General features: G+C 64.4%; 26 protein-coding genes. 23 read left to right on the top strand and 3 right to left on the bottom strand.

The genetic code is table 11. The annotated features are described in order from the left end of the window. The first annotated feature begins 54 nt into the window (after positions 1 to 54). The 9 genes from GGI48_RS29895 (at position 55) to GGI48_RS29855 (ending at position 8154) form a co-directional block, all read left to right on the top strand. Positions 55 to 1689, top strand: a complete 1635-nt coding sequence (locus GGI48_RS29895; RefSeq protein WP_179602190.1) for a methyl-accepting chemotaxis protein — start codon at positions 55 to 57, stop codon at positions 1687 to 1689. Positions 1690 to 1777: 88 nt separating this feature from the next. After that, the gene (gene pnuC / locus GGI48_RS29890) at positions 1778 to 2341 is read left to right on the top strand and encodes a nicotinamide riboside transporter PnuC (protein ID WP_016968595.1); all 564 of its coding nucleotides are present in this window, start codon (positions 1778 to 1780) and stop codon (positions 2339 to 2341) included. Next, positions 2338 to 2862 carry an AAA family ATPase gene (locus tag GGI48_RS29885; protein ID WP_103740426.1) on the top strand — a complete coding sequence of 175 codons (525 nt, stop codon included), beginning with the start codon at positions 2338 to 2340 and terminating at the stop codon, positions 2860 to 2862. Before pnuC ends, GGI48_RS29885 begins: the two co-directional genes overlap by 4 nt. A 329-nt stretch (positions 2863 to 3191) precedes the next feature. After that, positions 3192 to 3635: a hypothetical protein gene (locus GGI48_RS29880; RefSeq protein WP_179601580.1), complete on the top strand. Its 444-nt coding sequence runs from the start codon at positions 3192 to 3194 to the stop codon at positions 3633 to 3635. 1 nt (position 3636) lies between these two features. After that, positions 3637 to 4215, top strand: coding sequence for a hypothetical protein (locus GGI48_RS29875; protein WP_042942316.1), 579 nt, complete (start codon positions 3637 to 3639; stop codon positions 4213 to 4215). Between the two features lie 63 nt (positions 4216 to 4278). After that, positions 4279 to 5268 carry a heme utilization protein gene (locus GGI48_RS29870; RefSeq protein ID WP_179601578.1) on the top strand — a complete coding sequence of 330 codons (990 nt, stop codon included), beginning with the start codon at positions 4279 to 4281 and terminating at the stop codon, positions 5266 to 5268. A 63-nt stretch (positions 5269 to 5331) separates the two neighbouring features. Then, on the top strand, positions 5332 to 6012 hold the full coding sequence (locus GGI48_RS29865) for a C39 family peptidase (RefSeq protein WP_016964704.1): 681 nt from the start codon (positions 5332 to 5334) through the stop codon (positions 6010 to 6012). A gap of 52 nt (positions 6013 to 6064) precedes the next feature. Further along, positions 6065 to 6805 (top strand): hypothetical protein, encoded by a 741-nt coding sequence (locus GGI48_RS29860; protein WP_179601576.1) that lies wholly within the window; start codon positions 6065 to 6067, stop codon positions 6803 to 6805. Positions 6806 to 6852: 47 nt separating this feature from the next. Further along, positions 6853 to 8154, top strand: coding sequence for a hypothetical protein (locus tag GGI48_RS29855; RefSeq protein WP_047304523.1), 1302 nt, complete (start codon positions 6853 to 6855; stop codon positions 8152 to 8154). A gap of 67 nt (positions 8155 to 8221) precedes the next feature. On the opposite strand, the gene GGI48_RS29850 is transcribed toward GGI48_RS29855, so the two are convergent. Further along, on the bottom strand, positions 8222 to 9547 hold the full coding sequence (locus tag GGI48_RS29850; protein ID WP_179601574.1) for a sigma-54 dependent transcriptional regulator: 1326 nt from the start codon (positions 9545 to 9547) through the stop codon (positions 8222 to 8224). 354 nt (positions 9548 to 9901) lie between these two features. Between GGI48_RS29850 and GGI48_RS29845 the strand changes: the two genes are divergently transcribed. Continuing rightward, the gene (locus tag GGI48_RS29845) at positions 9902 to 10168 is read left to right on the top strand and encodes a hypothetical protein (protein WP_042941674.1); all 267 of its coding nucleotides are present in this window, start codon (positions 9902 to 9904) and stop codon (positions 10166 to 10168) included. 254 nt (positions 10169 to 10422) lie between these two features. Here the strand turns inward: GGI48_RS29845 and paaX are convergent, their stop codons facing one another. Both paaX and paaY read right to left on the bottom strand, forming a co-directional pair. Beyond that, positions 10423 to 11346, bottom strand: a complete 924-nt coding sequence (paaX, locus tag GGI48_RS29840; protein ID WP_047304584.1) for a phenylacetic acid degradation operon negative regulatory protein PaaX — start codon at positions 11344 to 11346, stop codon at positions 10423 to 10425. A gap of 82 nt (positions 11347 to 11428) precedes the next feature. After that, positions 11429 to 12022, bottom strand: coding sequence for a phenylacetic acid degradation protein PaaY (gene paaY / locus GGI48_RS29835; RefSeq protein ID WP_179601572.1), 594 nt, complete (start codon positions 12020 to 12022; stop codon positions 11429 to 11431). A gap of 388 nt (positions 12023 to 12410) precedes the next feature. Between paaY and paaF the strand changes: the two genes are divergently transcribed. The 13 genes from paaF to GGI48_RS29770 all read left to right on the top strand — a co-directional run bounded on the left by paaF (position 12411) and on the right by GGI48_RS29770 (position 24458). Beyond that, positions 12411 to 13184, top strand: coding sequence for a 2,3-dehydroadipyl-CoA hydratase PaaF (paaF, locus tag GGI48_RS29830; protein WP_179601569.1), 774 nt, complete (start codon positions 12411 to 12413; stop codon positions 13182 to 13184). Positions 13185 to 13230: 46 nt separating this feature from the next. Next, positions 13231 to 14022 (top strand): 2-(1,2-epoxy-1,2-dihydrophenyl)acetyl-CoA isomerase PaaG, encoded by a 792-nt coding sequence (gene paaG, locus GGI48_RS29825; RefSeq protein WP_016966236.1) that lies wholly within the window; start codon positions 13231 to 13233, stop codon positions 14020 to 14022. A gap of 2 nt (positions 14023 to 14024) precedes the next feature. Beyond that, positions 14025 to 15545 carry a 3-hydroxyacyl-CoA dehydrogenase PaaH gene (gene paaH / locus GGI48_RS29820; protein ID WP_179601567.1) on the top strand — a complete coding sequence of 507 codons (1521 nt, stop codon included), beginning with the start codon at positions 14025 to 14027 and terminating at the stop codon, positions 15543 to 15545. Further along, positions 15538 to 15987, top strand: coding sequence for a hydroxyphenylacetyl-CoA thioesterase PaaI (paaI, locus tag GGI48_RS29815; RefSeq protein WP_179601565.1), 450 nt, complete (start codon positions 15538 to 15540; stop codon positions 15985 to 15987). The genes paaH and paaI overlap by 8 nt, the downstream gene beginning before the upstream one ends. After that, the gene (pcaF, locus tag GGI48_RS29810) at positions 15980 to 17185 is read left to right on the top strand and encodes a 3-oxoadipyl-CoA thiolase (RefSeq protein ID WP_103740433.1); all 1206 of its coding nucleotides are present in this window, start codon (positions 15980 to 15982) and stop codon (positions 17183 to 17185) included. The genes paaI and pcaF overlap by 8 nt, the downstream gene beginning before the upstream one ends. 80 nt (positions 17186 to 17265) lie before the next feature. After that, positions 17266 to 18585: a phenylacetate--CoA ligase PaaK gene (gene paaK / locus GGI48_RS29805; protein WP_042941093.1), complete on the top strand. Its 1320-nt coding sequence runs from the start codon at positions 17266 to 17268 to the stop codon at positions 18583 to 18585. Between the two features lie 177 nt (positions 18586 to 18762). Then, positions 18763 to 19752, top strand: a complete 990-nt coding sequence (paaA, locus tag GGI48_RS29800; protein ID WP_179601563.1) for a 1,2-phenylacetyl-CoA epoxidase subunit PaaA — start codon at positions 18763 to 18765, stop codon at positions 19750 to 19752. 30 nt (positions 19753 to 19782) lie between these two features. Further along, entirely contained in the window at positions 19783 to 20064 is a 282-nt protein-coding gene (paaB, locus tag GGI48_RS29795; protein WP_047304531.1) for a 1,2-phenylacetyl-CoA epoxidase subunit PaaB, read from the top strand. Positions 20065 to 20072: 8 nt separating this feature from the next. Next, positions 20073 to 20834, top strand: coding sequence for a 1,2-phenylacetyl-CoA epoxidase subunit PaaC (gene paaC, locus GGI48_RS29790; RefSeq protein ID WP_179601561.1), 762 nt, complete (start codon positions 20073 to 20075; stop codon positions 20832 to 20834). Next, the gene (paaD, locus tag GGI48_RS29785; protein ID WP_179601559.1) at positions 20821 to 21351 is read left to right on the top strand and encodes a 1,2-phenylacetyl-CoA epoxidase subunit PaaD; all 531 of its coding nucleotides are present in this window, start codon (positions 20821 to 20823) and stop codon (positions 21349 to 21351) included. The genes paaC and paaD overlap by 14 nt, the downstream gene beginning before the upstream one ends. 28 nt (positions 21352 to 21379) lie before the next feature. After that, positions 21380 to 22456, top strand: coding sequence for a 1,2-phenylacetyl-CoA epoxidase subunit PaaE (gene paaE, locus GGI48_RS29780; RefSeq protein ID WP_179601557.1), 1077 nt, complete (start codon positions 21380 to 21382; stop codon positions 22454 to 22456). Positions 22457 to 22506: 50 nt separating this feature from the next. Beyond that, positions 22507 to 22815: a DUF485 domain-containing protein gene (locus tag GGI48_RS29775; RefSeq protein ID WP_016963258.1), complete on the top strand. Its 309-nt coding sequence runs from the start codon at positions 22507 to 22509 to the stop codon at positions 22813 to 22815. After that, positions 22812 to 24458: a cation acetate symporter gene (locus tag GGI48_RS29770; RefSeq protein ID WP_179601555.1), complete on the top strand. Its 1647-nt coding sequence runs from the start codon at positions 22812 to 22814 to the stop codon at positions 24456 to 24458. The genes GGI48_RS29775 and GGI48_RS29770 overlap by 4 nt, the downstream gene beginning before the upstream one ends. Positions 24459 to 24496 lie beyond the last annotated feature (38 nt).

Below are 24496 nucleotides of genomic sequence, written 5' to 3'. Positions count from 1 at the left end.
CTTGGATGCTCACGGCCTTTTATGACAAGTACAAGAATCAGGAGTGACCGGATGATGAATAGCTTGCGCAAGATGTCCATCAGTCAGCGTTTGTGGCTGATCCTGATCGTGGCGGTGCTGACCCTGGTGACCCTGGGCGTGATGATGCTCGGGCAGATTCACCGCGACCTGTACCAGGCCAAGGCACAGAAAACCCAGCATGTGGTGCAGACCGCCGCCGGGGTGCTCAATTACTACCAGGGCCTGGAAGCCGCCGGCAGCCTGAGCCGCGAACAGGCACAGCAACAGGCGCTGCAAACCATCCGCGGGTTGCGCTACAACCAGAACGACTACTTCTGGATCAACGACCTGACGCCGGTGATGATCATGCACCCGGCCAACCCCAAGCTCGACGGACAGAACCTGGCGGCGGTCAAGGACCCGGACGGCTTCCAGGTGTTCAACGAAATGGTCGCCCTGGCCAAGGCCAAGGGCGCCGGCATGGTGGATTACCGCTGGCCCAAGCCCGGGGCCGAGCAGCCGGTACAAAAGACCTCCTATATACAGCTGTTCCAGCCCTGGGGCTGGATCATCGGTTCCGGGGTGTACATCGACGACCTGCAACAGGAGTTCTATGCCCAGGTCCTGCAGGCCTCTTCCATTGGCCTGGTGATTGCGCTGCTGATGACCGCCCTGGTGGTGCTGATCGTGCGCAGCATCGTCAACCCGCTGCGCGAAACGGTGCACGCCATGGCCAACATCGCCAGCGGCGAAAGCGACCTGACCCGGCGCCTGGATACCCACGGCCAGGACGAAGTCACCGAGCTGGCCCGGCACTTCAATGGCTTTACCGCCAAGTTGCGCGGGGTGGTGACCCAGTTGCAGTCCAGCGCCGCCGCGCTGGCGCAGTCCTCCAGCGAGCTGGGCAGCAACGCCAGCGAGGCCCAGGAGCGCAGTCAGCAGCAGTCCCAGCAGATGGAACAGGTGGCCGCGGCCATCAGCCAGGTCACCAGCGGCGTGCAGGATGTGGCCAGGAACGCCGAACACGCGGCCAGCGAAGTGCGCGAAGCCGAAGCCCAGGCCCGGCAGGGCCAGCTCAACATCGACGGCAGCCTGCAGCAGATCGATCAGTTGTCCACGACCATCGACCAGGCCGTGGAAGTGATCCGCACCCTGGCGACGGAAAGCACCCAGATCGGCACCGTGCTGGAGGTGATCCGCTCCATCGCCGAGCAGACCAACCTGCTGGCCCTGAACGCCGCCATCGAAGCCGCCCGGGCCGGGGAACAGGGCCGGGGCTTTGCCGTGGTGGCCGACGAAGTGCGCCTGCTGGCCCAGCGTACCCAGCAGTCCACCGCGGAAATCCAGGGCATGATCGAACGTCTGCAGAGTCACTCCGAAGCCGCGGTCAAGGTCATCGGCGACAGCAGCCGGGCCTCGCAGTCGACCATCGAACAGGCCGGGCTGGCCGGCACCAGCCTCAACGCCATCGGCCAGGTCCTGCGCACCCTCAACGAACTGAACGCCTCGATCGCCAGCGCCACCCTGCAACAGGCCCATGTGGTGGAGGACATCAACCACAACGTCGGTCAGGCGGCGGGCCTGTCCCAGGGCACGGCGCTGGCCGCCCAGCATTCCAGCGCCGCCAGCCGGCACCTCAAGGAGCTCTCGGAACAGCTCAACGGCCTGCTGCGCCAGTTCCGCGTCTAGTCGCCACCGCTTGCGCGGCTCCGGGCTAACGTCCGGGGCCGACTCTGGGTACAATCCGCCCCCTCCTCCACTTCCCCAAGGAACCGCCATGTCCGGGCTTGAACTGTTTGCCGCTGCGCTAGGCGTGATCGCCGTCTGGCTGACGGTCAAGCAGAACCCCTGGTGCTGGCCCATCGGCCTGGTCATGGTGCTGCTCTACAGCTGGATCTTCTACGAGGTCAAACTCTATTCCGACATGCTCCTGCAGGTGGTCTACGCCGTGTTGCAGCTCTATGGCTGGTGGCAGTGGACCCGGGGCGGCGATCAGCATCAAGGGCGTCCGGTCAGCCAGTTGCGAACCGCCGGCCTGCTCCAGGGCCTGGCCCTGGGCGCGCTGGGCAGCCTGTTGCTGGGGGCGGCCATGGCCCACTGGACCGACGCCGCGCAACCCTGGCTCGACGCCGCCCTGACCGCCTTCAGCCTGGTGGCCCAGTGGTGGATGGCGCAAAAGCGCGTGCAGTGCTGGCCGTTATGGATTGCCGTGGACGTGATCTTCGTCGGCCTGTTCCTCTACAAGGCGCTGTACCTGACCGCCGCCCTCTACGCCCTGTTCACCCTGCTGGCGGTCCAGGGCTGGCGCACCTGGCGTGCCGACCCGGCCCTGCAATCGTGAAGGTGCTGGTCCTCACCGGCCCCGAATCCAGCGGCAAGAGCTGGCTGGCGGCCGAGCTGCAAGCGCATTTTGGCGGCCTCCAGGTGGGCGAGTACGTGCGTCACTTCATCGAAGAGGAACGCCGCGACACCTGCCTGGCTGACATCCCCACGATCGCCCGCGGCCAGTTGGCCTGGGAGGATCAGGCGCGCTCGCAGCAGCCGGCCCTGCTGATCCTCGATACGCACCTGTTGAGCAACCTGCTGTGGAGCCAGACCCTGTTCGGCGATTGCCCGGCCTGGCTGGAGCCGCAACTGCTGGCCCGCCACTACGACCTGCACCTGCTGCTATCGCCGGAGGATGTGGACTGGAGCGATGACGGTCAGCGCTGCCAGCCGCAACTGGCGCAGCGCCTGGCCTTCTTTGCCGATACCCGGCAATGGCTGGAGCGCCATGGGCAAGCCTATCGGGTGATTCGCGGGGACTGGCAGGCGCGCCGGCAACAGGCCTTTGCCGAGGTCCGGCAACTGCTGCAGGACTGATCCGGCAACGCTGGCCGGGCGCCAGAGTGTCCATTTCTGAAACACCCGGCGGCGGGTCAGGCCGCTAATTAAGGGGCCTGCGCCACGCGCGGGTAAAACTGTTAAGTCACTGATACACCCCCGCAGCAACCCCTGTTCCAGAGCATTTGCAAGGTTATGGCTAGTGGCCGCTATGGCGAACTGTCTCAAGCATGAAACAGTCAGGCCGCCAAACGCCGGGACGTATTCGCAAGCCATTGAATCGACAAGACAAATCAAAAGCGGCACGGCTTCTGCTCTCTCCCTGTCAACGCTGACTAGGGCCAGCACTGAGAAGAAGGAATGCCGCCGTGGGGACTCTGAAGCAAGGTTTCACCCGCCTACTGCTGATCGGCTGTGCCGTCAGCGCGGTGCACTGCCTTCCGGTCCTGGCGGCAGGCGATGGCCAGATCGTTCTGGAACGCCAGGTGCATCCGACCCCTGCCGGTCGCCCCCTGAATCTTGATCCCAACCCGACCACGGTCAACGCCAATCCGTCGGGGCCGGTCACCGGCACACTCAACAACGAAATGAGCGACAGCGAGTTCGCCGGGATCAACAGCGGCTCGCTGGTTCGCGGCGCCGTGATGCCCAACGGCAGCGGGGTCGCCGGCCTCAATGTGGTGACCAACCCCAATGGCCTGCCCGGCATGAGCGCTGGTCACGGTGGCGGCTCCGGGTCGTCGATCTCCGGGTCGATCAACCGCTCCATCAGCTCCGGCATGGCGCCATTGAGCAACATTGGAGGCCATTGAGATGAAGCCCTCACTGCTCTTTCTCGCCCTGCTGGCCTGCACTTCGGCCATGGCCGATAGCGCCACTCAGGTCCAGGACACCGCGACCCTGATCAACTCCGGCTCGAGCTACACCGGCAACCTCAACGTCAACCAGGCCGCCGGCGACCAGCAACAGCAGACCAACGTGCGGGCCATCGCCATCGGCACCAATGCCAAGGCCAGCACCAGCGTGACCCAGAAGATCACCACGCCAGCCGACCGCTCGGTCAATGCCAGCAGCACCATCGGCGGCCACTCTTTCAGCAACGGCAACGGCGCACTGGGTGTCAACCAGTCCTCCGGGGCCAACAACCAGATGGTCAATGCCTTGCGGATCAGCATCAGCGCCAATCCGCAAAGCATCGACGACAGCGCGCTCTCGCAGCAGAACGTCGCGCTGTTACCAAGCTCGGGCGCATCTGACCCTCAGCAAGGCAGCCGCCAGGTCGTTACCAGCGACCAGGCCTTCACCGGCAGCCGTGGGGTGATTCAGGTGAACCAGAGTGCCGGGGTGGGGAACCGCATGGCTAACACCCTGAGCATCCGGGTCGCCGATTGACCCGTCGTAGTGCAATTAGAAAGTACCAACACTTAACCAACTAATAAGCACCGGAGAAACACCATGAAACCTACAATGGCTCTCAAACCACTGGTTTTCGCACTGGCCGCAGTCATGGCAATGGCCGCTCAGGCAGGTGGTAACGAACATGGTAACAACGGCGGTCATGGCAATGGCCATGGCGATCACAACCAAGGTCCGGATCTCAACACCCTGCTGCAAATCACCGCTGGGGCCGGTGCTGCAGTAATCGACGTGCAGAACAGCAACACCAACGTGGTGAAAAATCAGGGCACCAACAACAACGCCAAGATGGACAACTCCCTGAACAGCTCCAACGGCAACATGGGTGCCAACGTCGCCGCCGGCGACGGCAACCAACAAGACAACGCCGCTGCCCTGGCAACCGCTGACGAAAGCTTCATCTTCGGCAGCGCCGTGGCCGCCTCCAGCGCCACCCAGGTCAACAACAACAACTACGTGAAAAACTCGTCGACACAGAACAACGCTACGATGAACAACTCCGGCAACAACGGCTCCGGCAACATCGGCGTCAACGTGACCGCCGGCGACTTCAACCAACAGAAAAACAACCTGGCCATTGCCGTATCCGGTGGTCGCGTAGCCACCGCCGCCGCCTCGGCCAACCAAGCCTCCACCAACCTGGTGGTGGATAACAAAGGTGTCCAAGCCTACAAAAAAGACACCCTCACTGGCGGCTTCGTGGCCTCCGGCACCTACAAAGGCACCGGCAGCGGCAAGATCGAAGGCGGCGACGATCACAGCGGTCATGGCTATGGCGACAACAAAGGCCACGGCAACGACGATCAAAAACTCACCTTCAAGGAACAAGGCACCATCGAACTGGCCGGCTACTGGACCCAGCAAGTGCTGACCAAAGACGGCTGGAAAAACCCAGTGGTCAACAACGCCAGCATGACCAACTCGATGAACGGCTTCTCCGGCAACGGCGGCGCCAACGTCTCGGCCGGTGTGGGCAACCAACAAAGCAACTCGCTGTCCATCGCCGCCGGCTGCAAAGCCTGCATGTAGTAGCGATCGTAACGAAAGCCCCGGAAACGGGGCTTTTCCACAGTCTCACCAGGCGTAACGATCATGCGTACTGCGATCATCATTCTACTGTTGAGCCTATGCGGCCCCGCTTACTCCGCGCAGATGGCCGTGGCCGGACTCGCGGGCGGCGGCCTGATCTTCAAGCAAGTGCAGAGTGTGCGTGAGCGCAAATTCAGCGACATCGTCGAACAGAAGACCGACTTCAGTTGCGGTGCTGCGGCACTGGCAACCATCCTGCGTCAGGCCTACTGGCTGGACGTCAACGAAGAACAAGTGATCAAGGGCATGCTGATGAATTCGGACCAGAAGCTGGTCCAGACTCAGGGCTTCTCGATGCTTGACATGAAACGCTACGCGGAAAGCATCGGCATGCGCGCCAGGGGCTACCGGATTCCTCCGGAAAAGCTCGAGGCGGTGACCATTCCGGTGGTCGTACTGATGGAAATTCGCGGCTACAAGCACTTCGTGGTGATGCAGCGGGCCCAGAAAGACTGGGTCTATATCGGTGATCCGGTGCTGGGTCACAAACGCTACACCCATGAAGACTTCGTCAAGGGCTGGAACGGCATCGTCTTTGCCATCATCGGCCCGGGCTATGACAAGGCCAATGCCTTGCTCGATCCGCCCGCCCCGCTGACCGCGAAAAACAAGCTCGATACCTTCTATCCAGTCAAAGATGCGGAACTGATGGATTTCGGTTTCATCCAGAGCGACTTCTTCTAGGAGGAGCGCGCAACGATAAAAAAAGGGGGGCAGGACGCTCCGGGAGCAGCAGATGAAGACTACATACTGGCTGGCAGCGGCCTGTCTCGCAGCAGCGCTTCCAGCCCATGCTGGTTTCAAACCCATCGAAGTTCAGGATCAGGAACTCTCACAACTGCGTGGCCGCTATGTGATGCCGGGACGGATCATCAGTTTCGGCATCGTCATGAGCAGTACCTGGCGCAATGCCAGCGGCGACCTGATAGGCGCCACCAGTAGCCTGCAGATCCAGCAATCCACCGTCACCCCGCAATTCTACGTCACCACCATCAGCCAGACCGGCAACGGCAGTACCCCCTCTCAAGGCTCCGGCAACGTGATCGGTGGCGCCGGCCTGGGCACCGGCCAGGGCGTGACCCAGGTGGTGCGCGCCGCCGGCGACGGCAACAGCGCCTACAACAACGTCAGTATCAATGTCAGTGAAGCCAACCAGGCGCCCGGCCTGAGCAGCAACCCCGGCCAGGCCCTGCTCAGTGGCCAGACCATCTCCGGCAGCAATGCCGCCGGCAGTGTCTCGGTGTCGGCGATCAATGGCGGGATCCAGATGGCCATTCTGGCCAGTGCCAACCAGGGCGGCACCTTGCAGCAGGTGGGCCAGGGCAACGTCCTGCAGAACACCCGGCTGCTGGGCAACAGCAACCTGGTCAACAACCTGACCCAGCTCAACGTGGTCCTGCAAAACAACGGCCCCAGCAAAGGCGCGCTGGACTGCAACCTGACCACCCTAAATGGACTACGCAATATGAAATTCTGAACTAAGCTACTTTCGACCATTGGGGTTCACAAGGGACGGTTTATTTCATGTATCGATCGGTTTCACTGCGCGCGGTTGTATGTTTGAGCACTCTATTTCCGGCGGCGGCCTTGCAAGCGGCGCCCGATGCGGACGTAGAGACCCTGAAACAAGAACTTCTGGAGCTGAAGCAACGTTACGAAGTGCAGCAGAAGGCGCTGGCAGTGCTGGAACAACGGGTACGCCAAGTCGAGGACCAGCCCGCGGCGCCGCCACCCAAGCGCCTGGCAAAATCACCCGCCGACCTCAAGGGCAATCAGCAGGTTGCCGGCAGAGGGGCCGCAGCAGCGTCTGGGGGCGCTGCGGGTGGTGCCAGCTATGGCCAGTCGCTCAAGGATGACTCGACGCCGGCGCAAAGCGTGACCAACCTCTACGACGAGGCCAGCGGCTTCTTTGGCGGAGGCAAGTTCAGCGTTGAAACGGGCATCAGCTATGCCCGCTACGACACCCGCCAACTGACCCTCAATGGCTTTCTGGCCCTGGACTCGATCCTGCTGGGCACCGTCAACCTGGACCGGATCAAGTCCGACACCTGGACCCTGGACCTGACCGCCCGCTACAACCTGGACAACCGCTGGCAGTTCGATATAAACGCGCCGGTGGTCTATCGCGAGTCGACTTACCAGTCCGGTGGCGCTAACGGCGGCAGCAGCCAATCCATCTCGGAAAGCACCGTCACTCGCGATCCGACGCTGGGCGACGTCAACGTCGGGGTGGCCTACAAGTTCCTCGACGAGTCCGACTCCCTGCCTGACGCCGTGGTCAGCCTGCGGGTCAAGGCGCCCACCGGCAAGGACCCATTCGGTATCAAGTTCATCAATCCGGACCCGGGCAACAACAACCTGGTGGTGCCTGAAAGCCTGCCGACCGGTAATGGTGTGTGGTCGGTGACTCCGGGGATCTCGCTGGTCAAGACGTTCGACCCGGCGGTGCTGTTCGGCAGCCTGTCCTACACCCACAACCTGGAAGAATCGTTCGGCGACATCAGCTCCAATGCCGGGCAGAAGATCCCCGGCAAGGTGCAATTGGGCGACAGTTTCCAGATTGGCGCCGGTGTAGCCTTCGCCCTCAACGAAAAAATGAGCATGGCGTTCTCGGTATCGGACCAGATCCAGAAGAAGAGCAAGATCAAGTACACCGGCCAGGACTGGCAATCGGTGGAGTCCAGCGACGCCAACGCCGCCTACTTCAACGTCGGCATGACCATTGCTGCCACCGAGCACCTGACCATCGTGCCCAACCTGTCCCTGGGCATGACCCAGGACGCACCGGACTTCACCTTCAGCCTGAAATTCCCGTACTACTTCTGATCCACCCAAAACAACAAGGCCCGCGGCGATTCCCCAATCGCCGCGGGCCTTGGCGTTTTTCCCCGCCCTAGCGGATCTGATGCTTGTGCAGCAACCGGTAGAAGGTCGGGCGCGAGATGCCCAGCACCCGGGCCGCAACGCTGAGGTTGTCGCTGTGCCGGTTAAGCACATCGCACAGAGCCTCGCGTTCGGCGCGATGCTTGTAATCCTCCAGGGTGCCCATGGGCAGGTTGTGGGCCTGGAGGCTCTGCAGCCCCAGATCACTGGCCTGAATCTGCCGCCCCTCGGCCAGCACCAGGCCCCGGCGCACCCGGTTGGCCAGTTCACGGACATTGCCCGGCCAATCGTGCTTGCCCATGGCCACCAGGGCATCCTCGCTGAAGCTGCGGGGCCGGCGTCCGGTTTCCTGACTGTAGAAATGGGCAAAGTGACTGGCGAGCATGCCCAGGTCGCCGTGACGCTCGCGCAAGGGCGCGGTGATCACCTGCAACACATTCAGCCGGTAGTACAGGTCTTCACGGAAGCGGCCACCGGCGATGGCCGCCTCCAGATCGACGTGGGTCGCCGCCAGGACTCGCACATCCACTGGAATCGGCTGGCTGCCGCCAACCCGCTCGATGTGTTTTTCCTGCAGAAAACGCAACAGATTGGCTTGCAGCTCCAATGGCAAGTCGCCGATTTCATCGAGAAACAAGGTGCCGCCATGGGCCGCCTCGATACGTCCGACCTTGCGCTGATGGGCCCCGGTAAAGGCGCCCTTTTCATGGCCGAAGAGCTCGGACTGGATCAGGTGCTCGGGAATCGCCCCGCAGTTGATCGCCACAAAGGGCTTGTCATGACGCTGGGACTGGCGATGCAGGGTGCGCGCCACCAGTTCCTTGCCGGTGCCGCTCTCACCGCGAATCAGCACCGGCGACTCGGTGGGCGCCAGTTTGCTCAGCAACTTGCGCAAGTCGCGGATCGGCCGGCTGTCGCCAAGCAACTCGTGCTCGGGCTGATCCACATGAATCGAACCCTGGCCGCGCAGGCGAGCCATGCCGAAGGCCCGGCCCAGGGTGACCTGAACCCGGGACACGTCGAACGGCAGCGTATGGAAATCGAAAAACCATTCGCAGACGAAGTCGCCGACCTTCTGCAGCCGCAGCACTTCAGGACTCAACACCGCGATCCACTCGGTGCCGCTGTGGCTGATCAACTCCTTGACCGCCTCCGGACGCTCCAGATGAAAGGGCTGCAGGCGCAGCAGGCCGACATCGCAGGAACGCTCGCGGGCCGCTTCCAGGTCACAGCTGTCGACATCCCAACCTATGGTGCGCAATCCGGGTAATAGGCGATGACAGTCGTCACAAGGATCGACCACCAGCAAGCGACGCTGCACAGGAGCTTCGAGCATGAGTATTCCTTGACGCCAAAAGTTCGAAAAAGTTATTAGAAACAGTGGTTTGGCCAACCTGGCTGTAACATTAGCAAGAACTTGACGCCCGAATGTATCAATTGCTTATAGCGTCGATTACCAAAAGAACTAAGGCAGCGGCGAACGGGCTCTGCGAGCGACTGATTGTCGCAGTAGTTTTTAAAAAGCGCCGCAACTAATGGCCCGCGCACAACCGCGCAGCACGAAAGTTGTAAAAACTTGTTTTCCGGTGTGACCCGATCCCCACCTCAGTGCATCAGTACACATAACCAGCCGAACGGTAAGCCCAACCGACGGCACATCATCTGATTGGGCACACAGAGAGAAGACCCCATGAACGCCCCGCTCCGTAGAAACGAAGCACTTTTGATCGCCGACCGCGCATTCAAGCCATTTCAATGCGTGGCCTGGGCCCCACAGGACGGGAACGGCGAACTGAGCCTGACCGTCATCGACCGTACCAGCACCCGTATCGGCCAGACCCGTATTCCCACCAGCGCCTACTCCGATCCGGCCCAGCTCGAAGACCTGCTCAAGCAAGCCCGGGCTGAACTGAGCCAGGAAGGTTATATCTTGCAGTCCTGGGCCATGCCCAAGTAAGCGATGCGATTAACGGATCACCCCAAGGGGTGATCCGTTATTCAAGACAAACAACTAAGCACCCTATCTATTCCCACTCCCGCGACAACTTCCACGCCCTGCCCCTGATTGTTTGCGCTGTTATGAACAGCGCATCCCGAAGCATGTTTCTGGCAACTAGCCAGCGCACTTTGCGCGCATTTGCCCCGTGACCGCCAGCCCCGCCCCATCGACGAATTACTGAGACTGGCGGAACCGGTCAGCGCCTGTTGCGGCTAGAGCAAACCGCCAAAACGCCGGTAGTAACTCTCGCCGACATCGGGAAGCGGACCGTCGGCGTTCTCCAGGGCGCTGGCCAGCCATTGCTCGGCCCTGGCCTGGATCAGGCGGTAGATGTTGCGGCACAGCTGGCGGGCCGCCCGTCCCTCCCAGTCCCCGGGAAGCAGCTCGTCCGGCAACTGCGGATCACGCAGCAACAGTTTGCGGTACTCGTGGATCAGCAGCAGGCGGGCCAGGAAACAGTCGGCCGGCTGCAGGTGCTCCTGCTCGCGCAGGGCCTGCCAGAGCGGGCGGAACAGCTGGATGAACTCACTGTAATGGGCCGCCAGTTCATCGATGTTCCAGCTCTCGCGCACTTGCAGGCGCAGGGCCCTGGAACCCAGGACATCCTCGGCCGTGGTGCTAAAGACAATGGTGTCTTCCTGGGCGCCCAGTTCCAGCAAGGTGGCATTGACGTCGGCGCGATCGCTGCGCGGACAAGCCAGCAACAGCGGCGACATCGCGGCGAAACCTTGCCACTCCAACTCCTCCCGCACCTGCTTGCGCAACTCCGGCTGCAACTGCGAGAGCATCACCAGGCACCAGGAGCCATCCCAGGCCGGCACGGCGGCGCTGTACACCCGCTTGAAGGCCTTGTCGAAACGCCGGCGACCGCTGAGGGTCAGGCTGTAATAGCTGCGACGCCCGACCTTTTCAGCGCTCAGCCAGCCCTCCTTGCTCAAACGGAAGATCGAAGTGCGGATCAGCCGCTCATTGATCCCCATGGGTTCCAGCAGTTGAATCAGGCTGCCCAGCCAGACCGTGCCGCCATGGGGCTCGATGGCATCGCCATACAAGGTGATGATCAGCGAGCTGGCGCGGATCGGGGTCTGTTCCTGAAAGCGTTTGATCAGATGGTTCAGTGGCGCGAGGGACGACATGGACGTACCGGAAAAAAAGGAAGAAATATAGCGGGTTTCCAGGGCCAGCAGCGGCCCGAGCTGTTGATGATCGCGCTTTGCCTCATTGGCCGTGCTTGGGCCGCACCTGGCTGCCGGCAAACCGTGGCCGGTCGGCCTCCACCTGCGGCAGCGGCTCACAGACCTGCATCTGCTCCAGGCAGCGTCGGGTCAGGTGCTGGTATTCGCGGGTGCCGGCCTGTTTCCAGGCCACTTCCTGATCACTCAAGGTCCGCGTGACCCGGGCTGGCGCGCCCATCACCAGCGACTGCGGCTCGCACGCGAAGCCGGCCTTGACGAACGCCGCCGCCGAAACGAAAGAGCGCGACGCGATCACCGCCTTGTCCATCACCACCGCGTTCATGCCCACCAGCGCATCGGCGCCGATCCGGCAGCCATGCAACACCGCGCCATGGCCGATATGACCATTGCGCTCGACCACCGTATCGCTGTCGGGAAAGCCATGCATGACGCAGGTGTCCTGCAGATTGGCGCCCTCTTCGAGGATGATCCGCCCGAAATCCCCGCGCAGACTGGCCAGGGGCCCGACATAGCAGTGCGGACCGACGATCACATCACCGATCAGCACCGCCGAAGGGTGGACATACGCACTGGGATCGACCACTGGAGTCAATCCATCGAGGCTGTAACACGTCATGTTCTCTCCCCGCCCGAACACTCAAAGACCATCGTTGTAGGAGCCGGCTTGCCGGCGAATGCGCCAGCGCAACAGCGCGACGCGATTCAAGCCCATTACAAACCAACAATGCCGGCATTCTGTATCAGATCATTCTCAGCACACAAGAAGCCGTGGCTGGCCAGCACGCCACACACCAAGAACAGCCAGGCTCCCCTCATTCATCGCCTGATCAAGCCAGCCCCTCTGCCCAGTCACACCCCCATCCTCGGCAAACAACGAGACACATTAATCTCAGTCACTATTGGTTTTATGTATCGCATTGACGATATACTCGGCGAAAACCGGCTCCCCAGCCGATCCAATAATCGAGCCGGCAACCGGCCGCAACCTCCCGAGGAGGTTCACCATGCCTCAACACCTTGCAGTCCAAACCCTGAGCGGCGGCATTCGCCTGATCACCCTGCAACGTCCGCAAGCCCTCAACGCCCTGACCACCGCCCTGCTGGCGGAGCTGGCGCAGAGCCTGGCAGAGGCCGAGGCCGACCCGCAGACCCAGGTCGTGGTCCTGACCGGCAACCGCAAGGCGTTTGCCGCCGGTGCCGACCTCAAGGAAATGGCCGAACGCGACCTGGTCGGCATCCTCAACGATCCGCGCCAGTCGAGCTGGAAACAGATCCGCGGTTTCCGCAAACCGCTGATTGCCGCAGTCAACGGCTTTGCCCTCGGCGGCGGCTGCGAACTGGCCATGCACGCCGACATCATCATTGCCGGCGAGGACGCGCGCTTCGGCCAACCGGAAATCAACCTCGGGATCATCCCCGGCGCCGGCGGCACCCAGCGCCTGCCGCGCACCGTCGGCAAGTCCCTGGCCATGCAGATGGTGCTCACCGGCGAAGCCATAGATGCCCGGCACGCCCTGCGCGCCGGCCTGGTGAGCGAAGTCACCCCGCCGGAGCTGGTGGTCGAGCGCGCCCTGCAACTGGCCCGGCTGATCGCCAGCAAGGCGCCGCTGGCGCTGCGCCTGGCCAAGGAGGCGCTGCTCAAGGCCATGGACACCGACCTGGCCAGCGGCCTGCGCTTCGAACGCCACGCCTTTACCGTGCTCGCCGGCACCCGCGACCGCGAGGAAGGCATCGCCGCCTTTCAGGAAAAACGCCCGGCGCAGTTCTCGGGCCACTGAGAACAACCCGCACCGTCCCTTTTGCCTTGCACAGAGTGTCCCGACCATGAACTTCGCCACCATCCTGTTCTCCATTGACCAGGGCGTCGCCCTCCTCAGTCTCAACCGCCCCGAACAGCTCAACAGCTTCACCCCGCAGATGCATGGCGAGGTGCGCAGCGCGCTCAAGCAAGTGCGCAACAACCCTGAAGTGCGAGTGCTGCTGCTGACCGGTGAAGGCCGCGGCTTCTGCGCCGGGCAGGACCTGGGCGAGCGTAACGTCGCCCCCGGCGAGACCGCGCCGGACCTGGGGCAATCCATCGAGCAGTTCTACAACCCGCTGGTGCGCGAGCTGCGTGACCTGCCGCTGCCGGTGATCTGCGCGGTCAACGGCGTGGCCGCCGGCGCCGGCGCCAACCTGCCCCTGGCTTGCGACCTGGTGCTGGCGGCGCGCTCCGCGAGCTTTATCCAGGCGTTCTGCAAGCTGGGGCTGATTCCCGATTCCGGCGGCACCTGGCTGCTGCCCCGGCTGGTGGGCATGGCCCGGGCCAAGTCCCTGGCCCTGCTGGGCAATCGCCTGAGCGCCGAGCAAGCCGAACAATGGGGGCTGATCCATCAATGCGTGGACGACGCCGCGCTGCGGGACGAAGCCCTGCGCCTGGCCCGCCACCTGGCCAGCCAGCCCACCTATGGCCTGGCCCTGATCAAGCGCAGCCTGAATGCCAGCCTGCACAACAGCTTCGACCAGCAGCTGGATCTGGAGCGCGACCTGCAGCGCCTGGCAGGCCGCAGCGCGGACTACCGCGAGGGCGTCAGCGCCTTCATGGAAAAACGCAGCCCCGTCTTCAAGGGGTGCTGAACATGGACCCACTCAGCCAAAACGCACGCATTGCCGTGATCGGTGCCGGGGCCATGGGTGCCGGTATCGCCCAGGTCGCGGCCCAGGCCGGGCATCCGGTGCTGCTGCTGGACAACCGGCCGGGAGCCGCGGCCCAGGCCATTGCCGCGATCGACCAGCGGCTCGGCCAGCGAGTCCTCAAGGGCAAGCTTGAACAGAGCGCCCTGGAGGCCATTCGCCAACGCCTGCAGCCGGCGCAAAACCTGGAGCAACTGGCAGACAGCGACCTGATCATCGAAGCCATCGCCGAACAGTTGCCGGCCAAGCAGCAACTGTTCGCCGAACTGGAAGCCCTGTGTCGCGCCGATTGCATCCTTGCCAGCAACACTTCCTCTTTGTCGATCACCGCGATGGCCGCCGGCCTGCGCCATCCACGGCGCCTGTTGGGCCTGCACTTCTTCAACCCCGCGCCGGTCATGGCCCTGGTGGAAGTGGTGCACGGCCTGGCCAGCGATCCGGCCCTGGCCCAGTGTCTGTACCGGACCATGAGCCGCTGGGGCAAGCATCCGGTGCATACCCGCTCGACCCCGGGTTTTATCGTCAACCGCGTGGCCCGCCCCTTCTACGGCGAGAGCCTGCGCCTGCTGCAGGAAGGCGCCGGGGACTGCGCCACGCTGGATGCGCTGCTGCGCGAGGCCGGCGGCTTCGCCATGGGCGCCTTCGAACTCACCGACCTGATCGGCCAGGACATCAACTACGCGGTGACCTGCTCGGTGCACGCGGCGTACTACGGTGATCCACGCTTCCAGCCGTCGCTGATCCAGAAGGAACTGGTGGACGCCGGCTACCTGGGACGCAAGACCGGCCGCGGCTTCTACGCCTACGCTGAAGGCGCGCCGCGCTCGGCCGCCGCCCGACTGAGCAGCGACAGCGCCGTCGAACACTGCGTGCTGGAGGGCGACCTGGGCTGGGCCGCGCCCCTGGTCCAGCGCCTGGAAGCGCATGGCGTCCAGGTGATCCGCCGCGACGGCCGCGGCCTGCTGCGGGTCGGCGAGGCGATCCTGATGCCGAGCGACGGGCGCCTGGCCGGCCAACGGGCCCGAGACGAAGGCCTGGGCAACAACCTGGTGCTGTTGGACCTGGCGCTGGACTATCGCCAAGCCAGCCGCCTGGCCATCAGTTGCCCCAGCGCGATCGCCCCCCAGGCTCTGGATCAGGCGGTTGCCCTGCTGCAGCGGGCCGGGCTGCAGGTCAGTCGGCTCAGCGATACCCCGGCCCTGGCGGTATTGCGCACCGTGGCCATGCTCGCCAACGAGGCCGCCGATGCCGTGCTGCAGGGCGTGGCCTCGGCCGCGGACATCGATCTGGCCATGCGCAGCGGCGTCAACTACCCCCTGGGGCCCCTGGCCTGGGCCGACCGGCTGGGCCTGGAACCGCTGCTCAAGGTGCTGGAACACCTCCAGGGCGCCTATGGCGAGGAACGCTACCGGCCGTCCCTGCTGTTGCGCCGCCATGCGGCTCAAGGGAGGGGCTTTCATGACTGAGCATGAGGCCATGGAACTGGCTCGACGCTGCGCCCAGCGTCTTTTCGAACGCGACCGGGCCAGCAACGCCATGGGCATGCGCCTGCTCTCGGTGGCCCCCGGCGCGGCGCGCCTGGGCATGACCGTCACCCAGGACATGCTCCAGGGCCACGGCACCTGCCACGGCGGCGTGCTCTTCGCCCTCGCCGACTCGGCCTTCGCCATGGCCTGCAACAGCTACGACCAAGCCACGGTGGCCATGGGCTGCAGCATCGACTACATCGCACCGGCGCAGTTGGGAGACACCCTGACCGCCGACTGCCATGAACAGAACCGCAGGGGGCGCACAGGGCACTATGCGGTTCGCATCGAAAACCAGCAGGGACAGCTGATTGCCCTGTTTCAAGGCAAATCCTACAAAGTGTGCGGCCCAGTGCTGACACAGGAGACAGACCATGAATGACGCACTGATCATCGACGCCGTCCGAACCCCCATCGGCCGCTACGCCGGAGCGCTGAGCAGCGTGCGCGCCGACGACCTGGGAGCGATCCCCTTGCGCGAACTGCTGCGCCGTCACCCGCAGATCGACTGGAGCGAGGTCGACGACCTGATCTACGGCTGCGCCAACCAGGCCGGCGAAGACAACCGCAACGTGGCGCGCATGTCGGCGCTGCTGGCCGGGCTGCCCACCGGAGTATCGGCGGTCACCCTCAACCGCCTGTGCGGCTCCGGGCTGGACGCCGTCGGCAGCGCCGCCCGAGCGATTCGCAGCGGCGAGGCCGGGCTGGTCCTGGCCGGCGGCGTGGAATCCATGTCCCGGGCGCCCCTGGTGCTGGCCAAGGCCGAAAGCGCCTTCTCGCGCCAGGCCGAGCTGTACGACACCACCCTGGGCTGGCGCTTCGTCAACCCCTTGATGCAACAGCAATACGGCATCGACTCAATGGCGGAAACCGCCGAGAACGTCGCCGAACAGTTCGGCATTTCCCGCGCCGACCAGGACGCCTTCGCCCTGCGCAGTCAATTGCGGGCCAGCGCGGCCCAGGCCAGCGGCCGCCTGGCCCGGGAAATCGTCCCGGTAAGCATTGCCCAGCGCAAAGGGCCGCCACTGGAGGTCGCCGTGGATGAGCACCCGCGGGCCGCAACCACCCTGGAACAGCTGCAGAAACTGCCGACGCCCTTCCGTCCTGACGGCAGCGTCACCGCTGGCAACGCCTCGGGACTCAACGACGGCGCCTGCGCCCTGCTGCTGGCCAGCCCGGCCCTGGCCCAGCGCCATGACCTGCGGGCCCGGGGCCGGGTGGTGGCCATGGCCACCGCCGGGGTCGAGCCCAGGATCATGGGTATCGGCCCGGTGCCGGCCAGTCGCAAGGTGCTGGAGCTGGCCCAGCTCAGCCTGGCGGACCTGGACGTCATCGAGCTCAACGAGGCCTTTGCCGCCCAGGCCCTGGCGGTGCTGCGCGAACTGGGGCTGGCGGACGACGACCCGCGGGTCAACCCCAACGGCGGCGCCATTGCCCTGGGGCATCCCCTGGGCATGAGCGGCGCGCGCCTGGTGACCACCGCCCTGCACGAACTGGAGCAGCGTCAGGGGCGCTATGCCCTGTGCACCATGTGCATCGGGGTCGGCCAAGGCATTGCCCTGATCATCGAGAGGCTGTAACTACTTCAGGAATTCCCCCTGCATGCACTCAGAGCCCGCTGACCGGCGGGTTGCACGACAACAACAATTCGAGTGAAACCATGAACATGCCGATTGCCCGAAGCGTGCCCGAAATACAGCTGGACCCCATGGAAACCGCCAGCATCGACCAGTTGCGCCAGCATCAGCTGGAGCGCCTGCGCTGGAGCCTGAACCACGCCTACGAGCGGGTGCCCCTGTATCGCCAGCGCTTCGACGCCCTGGGCGTGCACCCCCAGGACATCCGCCACCTGGAGGACCTGGCCCAGCTGCCCTTCACCACCAAGTCCGACCTGCGGGACCACTATCCCTACGGCATGTTCGCGGTGCCGATGCAGGAGGTGGTGCGCCTGCACGCCTCCAGCGGCACCACTGGCAAACCCACGGTGGTCGGCTACACCCGCAACGACATCGACACCTGGGCCCAGGTGGTGGCGCGCTCGATCCGCGCCGCCGGCGGCCGACCGGGGGACAAGGTGCACATCTCCTACGGCTACGGCCTGTTCACCGGCGGCCTGGGAGCGCATTACGGCGCCGAGCGCCTGGGCTGCACGGTGATCCCCATGTCCGGCGGCCAGACCGAAAAGCAGGTGCAACTGATCAAGGATTTCCAGCCGGACATCATCATGGTCACGCCCTCCTACATGCTCAACATCGCCGACGAGATCGAACGCCAGGGCCTGGATCCGCAGCAACTGGCACTGCGCCTGGGGATCTTCGGCGCCGAGCCCTGGACCGATGAGCTGCGCGGCGCCATCGAGCGGCGCCTGGGCATCAGCGCCCTGGACATCTATGGCCTGTCGGAAATCATTGGCCCCGGGGTGGCCATGGAATGCGCCGAGACCCGCGACGGGCCGACCCTGTGGGAAGACCACTTCTATCCCGAGATCATCGATCCGCTGACCGGCCAGGTCCTGCCCGACGGGGAAATGGGCGAACTGGTGCTCACCTCCCTGACCAAGGAGGCGCTGCCGATGATCCGCTACCGCACCCGCGACCTGACCCGCCTGCTACCGGGAACGGCACGCCCCATGCGGCGCATCGACAAGATCACCGGCCGCAGCGACGACATGCTGATCATTCGCGGGGTCAACGTGTTCCCCACCCAGGTCGAGGAGCTGGTGCTCAAGGCCGAGCACCTGGCGCCCTGCTACGAGATCCACCTGTACCGCCACGGCAACCTCGACAGCGTCGACATCCACGTCGAGCTCAAGGGCGAGCACCAGCACCTGGGGGACCAGCAGCAGCGGGCCATCTGCAGCGAGCTGAGTCGCCACATAAAGAACCATATCGGCATCAGCTCGCGTATCGTTTTGCAGCCGCCTTTCAGCCTGAAACGTTCCGAAGGCAAGGCCTGCCGAGTGATCGACAAGCGTAAGTAGCATTCATTTGTTGCCAACAGCCCCGTGATCACGGGGCTTTTTTTTGCCTGAAAGCCCGGCTGGCCGGAAAAGCGATACACAAACAAAACATGACACGTTATTTTGTGTTTGATATTTATTTGTGTATCACATATAAACATCACAGCCTCACCCACACCTCAACCCGGGAGACACTGCATGTACGCACAGCTGGTAGACACGGGGGTCAAGCGCATCACGCCGCTGGCAGAAATGTCCGAGCAGGAGCGCACCTTCCAGGAAAAAATCGATGGCGAAATCAAGATCGAGGCCAAGAACTGGATGCCCGACGCCTACCGCCAGACGCTGATCCGGCAGATCTCCCAGCACGCCCACTCGGAAATCGTCGGCATGCTGCCCGAAGGCAACTGGGTCACCCGCGCCCCGACCCTCAAGCGCAAGCTGCAACTGATGGCCAAGATCCAGGACGAGGCCGGCCACGGCCTGTACCTGTACAGCGCCATGGAAACCCTGGGCGCCGACCGCGACGAGGAAATCGCCAAGCTCCACAGTGGCCGCGCCAAGTATTCGAGCATCTTCAACTACCCAACCCTGAACTGGGCCGACATGGGCGCGGTGGGCTGGCTGGTGGACGGCGCCGCCATCGTCAACCAGGTGGTGCTGCAGCGCACCTCCTACGGCCCCTACGCCCGGGCCATGGTGCGCATCTGCAAGGAAGAGAGCTTCCACCAGCGCCAGGGCTACGAAATCCTCCTGACCATGATGCGCGAGGGCAACCAGGCGCAGAAGGACATGGTCCAGGACGCCATCAACCGCCTGTGGTGGCCGGCGCTGATGATGTTCGGCCCCGGCGACGAACATTCCCCCAACAGCGCCCAGTCCATGGCCTGGAAGATCAAGCGACAGAGCAACGACGAACTGCGCCAGCGCTTCATCGACCAGACCATCCCGCAGCTGGAGCTATTGGGCTGCACCTGCCCCGACCCGGACCTGAAGTGGAACGCCGAGCGCGGCCACTACGACTTCGGCGAAATCCAGTGGCAGGAATTCTACGAGGTGCTCAAGGGCAACGGCCCATGCAACCAGGAGCGCCTGGAAACCCGCCGCCGGGCCATCGACGACGGCGCCTGGGTGCGGGCCGCCGCCGTGGCCCACGCACAAAAGCAAAGCAACAAGAACGCCGCCTGAGCGCGCCCAGCCTGATCCGGAGTCAATGCCATGTCTGAATGGACCCTTTACGAAGTCTTCGTGCGCAGCAAGCACGGCCTCAATCACAAGCATGTCGGCAGCGTGCACGCCGCCGACGACGCCATGGCCATGACCAACGCCCGGGATCTCTATACCCGGCGCAGCGAAGGCGTGAGCCTGTGGGTCGTACCCTCGGCGCAGATCGTCGCCTCCTCCCCGGACGACAAGGACCCGCTATTCGATCCCGCCGACGACAAGGTCTATCGCCACGCCAGCTTCTACCAGCTGCCCCCCGAAGTCGGACACATGTGAGGCTGGCCATGAACCCTGCAAACGATCTGATCAACTCCCTGCTGCGCCTGGGCGACAGCGCCCTGATCCAGGGCCAGCGCCTGTGCGAGTGGTGCGGCCGGGCCCCGGCCCTGGAAGAAGAGCTGGCGCTGATGAACGTCGGCCTCGATCTGGTGGGCCAGGCCCGCAACTGGCTGGACTACGCCGCCGAACTGCTGGCCGATGGGCGCGACGCCGATCACCTGGCGTTCCGCCGGGACGAGCGTGCCTACCGCAACCTGCTGCTGGTGGAGCAGCCCAATGGCGATTTCGCGGTGACCCTGCTCAAGCAGTTCTTCTATGACGCCTGGCACCTGGAAACCCTCAAGGGCCTGAGCCAGTCGGCGGACGCGCGGATGGCCGGGATCGCCGCCAAGGCCGTCAAGGAAGTCACCTATCACCTGCGGCGCTCCAGCGAATGGGTCGAGCGCCTGGGAGACGGCACCGAGGAAAGCCACCAGCGCATGCTGCAGGCGCTCCCGCGGCTGTGGCGCTTCACCGGCGAGCTGGTCGATATCCACGCCACCGAAGTCGAGCTGCACCGGGCCGGCCTGTGGGCCGATCCGGCCCAGGTCGCCGAGGCCTGGCGCGCCAAGGTCGAGAGCCTCTTCGCCCGGGCCACCCTGCCCGTGCCCGAGGCACCGAGCCATTTCTATCTGGATGCACGCCGGGGCCTGCACACCGAACACCTGGGCCCGCTGCTGGCCGAGATGCAATTCCTGCCGAGGGCCTACCCCGATGCGGTCTGGTGAACTGATCGGCAGCGACCAGGGCGCAAGGGGCCTGCAACAGGGCGACCTGGACCTGGCCTGGAGCACCCTGGATCAGGTCATGGACCCGGAGGTGCCGGTGGTCAGCGTGCTCGACCTGGGCATCGTCCGCGACCTGGACTGGCAGGCCGGCCATCTGCAGGTGGCGCTCACCCCCACCTACTCCGGCTGCCCGGCCACCGAGGTGATCGAAAACGACATTCGCCAGGCCCTGGAACAGGCCGGCTTCAAGGCACCACGCCTGATGCGCCAACTGACCCCGGCCTGGACCACCGACTGGATCACCGAACGCGGTCGCCAGCGCCTGCGGGCCTACGGCATCGCGCCGCCCTCGGGCAGCAGCAAGCGCAGCCTGCTGGGGGACGCGCCCCAGGTGCTCTGCCCGCAATGCGGCAGCGCCCACAGCGAACGCCTCAGCGAATTCGGCTCCACCGCCTGCAAGGCCCTGTACCGCTGCCGTGACTGCCTGGAACCCTTCGACTATTTCAAGTGCATCTGAGCCGCCCGCGCCTCAGAGGAGAATCAGCATGAGCCAGTTCCACCGCTTGACCATCAAGGACGTTCGCAGCGAAACCCGCGACGCGGTGTCCATCGCCTTCGACATTCCCCAGCACCTGCAAGCGCAGTTCCACTTCACCCAGGGCCAGCATCTGGTGCTGCGCGCCGAGCTTGAAGGCGAGGAAGTACGGCGCTCCTATTCGATCTGCAGCGGCGTCAATGACGGCGAACTGCGCATCGCGGTGAAGCGCGTCGTCGGCGGGCGTTTTTCCGCGTTTGCCAACGAACAGCTCAAGCCCGGGCAGTCGCTGGAAGTCATGCCTCCGGCCGGCCGCTTCCATGTCGAGCTGGAGCCGAGCCGGCGCGGCCACTACCTGGCGGTGGCGGCGGGCAGCGGCATCACGCCGATCCTGTCGATCATCAAGAGCACCCTGGAAGGCGAGCCTTTGAGCCGTTTCACCCTGCTCTACGGCAACCGTTCCAGCGCCTCGGCGCTGTTTCGCGAACAGCTGGAAGACCTGAAGAACCGTTATCTGCAGCGCCTGAACCTGGTGTTCGTGTTCAGCCGCGAACAGCAGGACATCGACCTCTATAACGGCCGCATCACCCAGGACAAATGCCAGCAACTGTTTTCCCGCTGGCTCGACGTCCAGAAACTGGACGCGGCCTTCATCTGCGGCCCCCAGGCCATGACCGAAACCGTGCGCGACAGCCTCAAGGCCGCCGGCATGGGCGCCGAGCGCATCCACTTCGAACTGTTCCACGCCGCCGGTGACAGCCAGAAGCGCCAGGCCCGGGAAGCCGCCCGCGTCCAGGACCCGCAGGTCAGCCAGATCACCGTGATCAGCGATGGCCGGGCCCTGGCCTTCGACCTGCCGCGCAACAGCCTGAGCCTGCTGGATGCCGGCAACGCCCAGGGCGCCGAGCTGCCGTATTCGTGCAAGGCCGGGGTCTGCTCCACCTGCAAGTGCAAGGTCATCGAAGGCGAGGTGGAAATGGACAGCAACCACGCCCTGGAAGACTACGAAGTGGCGGCCGGCTATGTGCTGTCCTGCCAGTCCTTCCCCCTCAGCGACAAGGTGGTCCTGGACTTCGACCAGCCCTGAGCAGACCCGCCGCACGCGTGCCCCAAAACAACAACAAGAGAGAAGCGCTCATGAGCCCGCAAGAAATAGACCGCATCACCCGCCACCCGGACTTTATCCAGCTGGTCCGGCGCAAGCAGCGACTCTACTGGTCCCTGACCCTGGTCATGCTGCTGGCCTACTACGGCTTCGTGTTGCTGGTGGCGTTCCATCCCGGTCTGCTGGGCCGCTCGCTGTCCGGCGGGGCCACCAGCGTTGGCATGCCGGTGGGGGTGGCAATGATCGTCCTGGCCTTTGCCCTGACCGGTTTCTATGTCTATCGGAGCAACCGGCTGCTGGACCCGCTGAACGACAAACTCAAGCGCGAGTGCCGGTCATGAAGCGCCTCGCAGGAGCCTTCCTGCTGCCCGGCCTGCTGGCCTGGGACCTGGCCCTGGCCGCCGACGACAGCGCCCGCCCGCTGAACTGGAACGCCATCGGCATGTTCCTGGCGTTCGTCCTGCTGACCCTGGGGATCACCCGCTGGGCCGCCCTGCGCACCCGCTCGGCCAAGGACTTCTACACCGCCGGCGGCGGCATGAGCGGCCTGCAGAACGGCCTGGCGATTGCCGGCGACATGATCTCCGCCGCGTCCTTCCTCGGCATCTCGGCGATGATGTTCCTCAATGGCTACGACGGCCTGCTGTATGCCCTGGGGGTTCTGGCCGGCTGGCCGATCATCCTGTTTCTGATCGCCGAGCGCCTGCGCAACCTGGGCACCTACACCTTCGCCGACGTGGTGTCCTATCGTCTGGCCCAGACCCCGGTGCGCCTGACCTCGGCCTTCGGCACCCTGACCGTGGCCCTGATGTACCTGGTGGCGCAGATGGTCGGCGCCGGCAAGCTGATCGAACTGCTGTTCGGCCTCAGCTACCTCCACGCGGTGATGCTGGTGGGCCTGCTGATGGTCTGCTACGTGACCTTCGGCGGCATGCTGGCCACCACCTGGGTGCAGATCATCAAGGCGGTGATGCTGCTCTCGGGCACCAGCTTCATGGCCTTCATGGTGCTCAAGCACTTCGGTTTCAGCACCGAGGCGCTGTTCGCCCGAGCCAGCCAGGTACACGCCAAAGGCAGCGCGATCATGGCCCCCGGCGGGCTGCTGTCAAACCCCATCGACGCCATTTCCCTGGGCCTGGGGATGATGTTCGGCACCGCCGGGCTGCCGCATATCCTCATGCGTTTCTTTACCGTCAGCGACGCCCGGGAAGCGCGCAAGAGCGTGCTCTATGCCACCGGGTTCATCGGCTACTTCTATCTGCTGCTGATCATTGTCGGCTTCGGCGCGATCGTCATGGTCGGCAGCGAGCCTGAGTATCGCGACGCCAGCGGCGCCATCATCGGCGGCGCCAACATGATCGCGGTGCACCTGGCCCAGGCGGTGGGCGGCAACCTGTTCCTGGGGTTCATCTCGGCCGTGGCCTTCGCCACCATCCTCGCGGTGGTCGCCGGGCTGGCGCTGTCCGGTGCCTCGGCGGTGTCCCACGACCTGTATGCCTGCGTGATGCGCCAAGGTCAGGCCAGCACCCAGCAGGAAATGCGCGTCTCGAAGATCGCCACCCTGTGCATCGGCGTCCTGGCGGTGCTGCTGGGGCTGTTGTTCGAGTCGCAGAACATCGCCTTTCTCTCGGGACTGGTACTGGCGATTGCCGCGTCGGTGAATTTCCCGGTGCTGTTTCTTTCCATGTTCTGGAAAGGCCTGACCACCCGGGGCGCGGTGGGCGGCAGCCTGGCCGGGCTGATTTCGGCGATTGTCCTGCTGATCCTCAGCCCGGCGGTCTGGGTCAATGTGCTGCACCACCCGCAGGCGCTGTTTCCCTACGCCAACCCGGCGCTGTTCTCCATGAGCCTGGCGTTCTTCACCGCCTGGGCCTTGTCCGTCAGCGACCGCTCGCCCCGGGCCGCCCTTGAGCGCGGCCGCTACCTGGCGCAGTTCATCCGTTCCATGACCGGCATCGGCGCTGGCGGCGCCAGCCATCACTGAGTCGCCTTCCGGCGCCCGGTACGGTGCGCCGGCCCTCA

Origin of the sequence: Pseudomonas protegens, assembly GCF_013407925.2 — a bacterium.
GTDB classification, from domain to species: Bacteria; Pseudomonadota; Gammaproteobacteria; order Pseudomonadales; family Pseudomonadaceae; genus Aquipseudomonas; species Aquipseudomonas fluorescens_AP.
This window is presented reverse-complemented; position numbering and strand designations above follow the sequence as displayed.

What these genes read in the sequence shown, in the direction of transcription:
- GGI48_RS29895 (WP_179602190.1), top strand. Translation starts at nt 55, where the DNA reads ATGAATAGCTTGCGCAAGATGTCCATCAGTCAGCGTTTGTGGCTGATC.
- pnuC (WP_016968595.1), top strand. Translation starts at nt 1,778, where the DNA reads ATGTCCGGGCTTGAACTGTTTGCCGCTGCGCTAGGCGTGATCGCCGTC.
- GGI48_RS29875 (WP_042942316.1), top strand. Translation starts at nt 3,637, where the DNA reads ATGAAGCCCTCACTGCTCTTTCTCGCCCTGCTGGCCTGCACTTCGGCC.
- GGI48_RS29870 (WP_179601578.1), top strand. Translation starts at nt 4,279, where the DNA reads ATGAAACCTACAATGGCTCTCAAACCACTGGTTTTCGCACTGGCCGCA.
- GGI48_RS29865 (WP_016964704.1), top strand. Translation starts at nt 5,332, where the DNA reads ATGCGTACTGCGATCATCATTCTACTGTTGAGCCTATGCGGCCCCGCT.
- GGI48_RS29860 (WP_179601576.1), top strand. Translation starts at nt 6,065, where the DNA reads ATGAAGACTACATACTGGCTGGCAGCGGCCTGTCTCGCAGCAGCGCTT.
- GGI48_RS29855 (WP_047304523.1), top strand. Translation starts at nt 6,853, where the DNA reads ATGTATCGATCGGTTTCACTGCGCGCGGTTGTATGTTTGAGCACTCTA.
- GGI48_RS29850 (WP_179601574.1), bottom strand. Translation starts at nt 9,547, where the DNA reads ATGCTCGAAGCTCCTGTGCAGCGTCGCTTGCTGGTGGTCGATCCTTGT.
- GGI48_RS29845 (WP_042941674.1), top strand. Translation starts at nt 9,902, where the DNA reads ATGAACGCCCCGCTCCGTAGAAACGAAGCACTTTTGATCGCCGACCGC.
- paaX (WP_047304584.1), bottom strand. Translation starts at nt 11,346, where the DNA reads ATGTCGTCCCTCGCGCCACTGAACCATCTGATCAAACGCTTTCAGGAA.
- paaY (WP_179601572.1), bottom strand. Translation starts at nt 12,022, where the DNA reads ATGACGTGTTACAGCCTCGATGGATTGACTCCAGTGGTCGATCCCAGT.
- paaF (WP_179601569.1), top strand. Translation starts at nt 12,411, where the DNA reads ATGCCTCAACACCTTGCAGTCCAAACCCTGAGCGGCGGCATTCGCCTG.
- paaG (WP_016966236.1), top strand. Translation starts at nt 13,231, where the DNA reads ATGAACTTCGCCACCATCCTGTTCTCCATTGACCAGGGCGTCGCCCTC.
- paaH (WP_179601567.1), top strand. Translation starts at nt 14,025, where the DNA reads ATGGACCCACTCAGCCAAAACGCACGCATTGCCGTGATCGGTGCCGGG.
- paaI (WP_179601565.1), top strand. Translation starts at nt 15,538, where the DNA reads ATGACTGAGCATGAGGCCATGGAACTGGCTCGACGCTGCGCCCAGCGT.
- pcaF (WP_103740433.1), top strand. Translation starts at nt 15,980, where the DNA reads ATGAATGACGCACTGATCATCGACGCCGTCCGAACCCCCATCGGCCGC.
- paaK (WP_042941093.1), top strand. Translation starts at nt 17,266, where the DNA reads ATGAACATGCCGATTGCCCGAAGCGTGCCCGAAATACAGCTGGACCCC.
- paaA (WP_179601563.1), top strand. Translation starts at nt 18,763, where the DNA reads ATGTACGCACAGCTGGTAGACACGGGGGTCAAGCGCATCACGCCGCTG.
- paaB (WP_047304531.1), top strand. Translation starts at nt 19,783, where the DNA reads ATGTCTGAATGGACCCTTTACGAAGTCTTCGTGCGCAGCAAGCACGGC.
- paaC (WP_179601561.1), top strand. Translation starts at nt 20,073, where the DNA reads ATGAACCCTGCAAACGATCTGATCAACTCCCTGCTGCGCCTGGGCGAC.
- paaD (WP_179601559.1), top strand. Translation starts at nt 20,821, where the DNA reads ATGCGGTCTGGTGAACTGATCGGCAGCGACCAGGGCGCAAGGGGCCTG.
- paaE (WP_179601557.1), top strand. Translation starts at nt 21,380, where the DNA reads ATGAGCCAGTTCCACCGCTTGACCATCAAGGACGTTCGCAGCGAAACC.
- GGI48_RS29775 (WP_016963258.1), top strand. Translation starts at nt 22,507, where the DNA reads ATGAGCCCGCAAGAAATAGACCGCATCACCCGCCACCCGGACTTTATC.
- GGI48_RS29770 (WP_179601555.1), top strand. Translation starts at nt 22,812, where the DNA reads ATGAAGCGCCTCGCAGGAGCCTTCCTGCTGCCCGGCCTGCTGGCCTGG.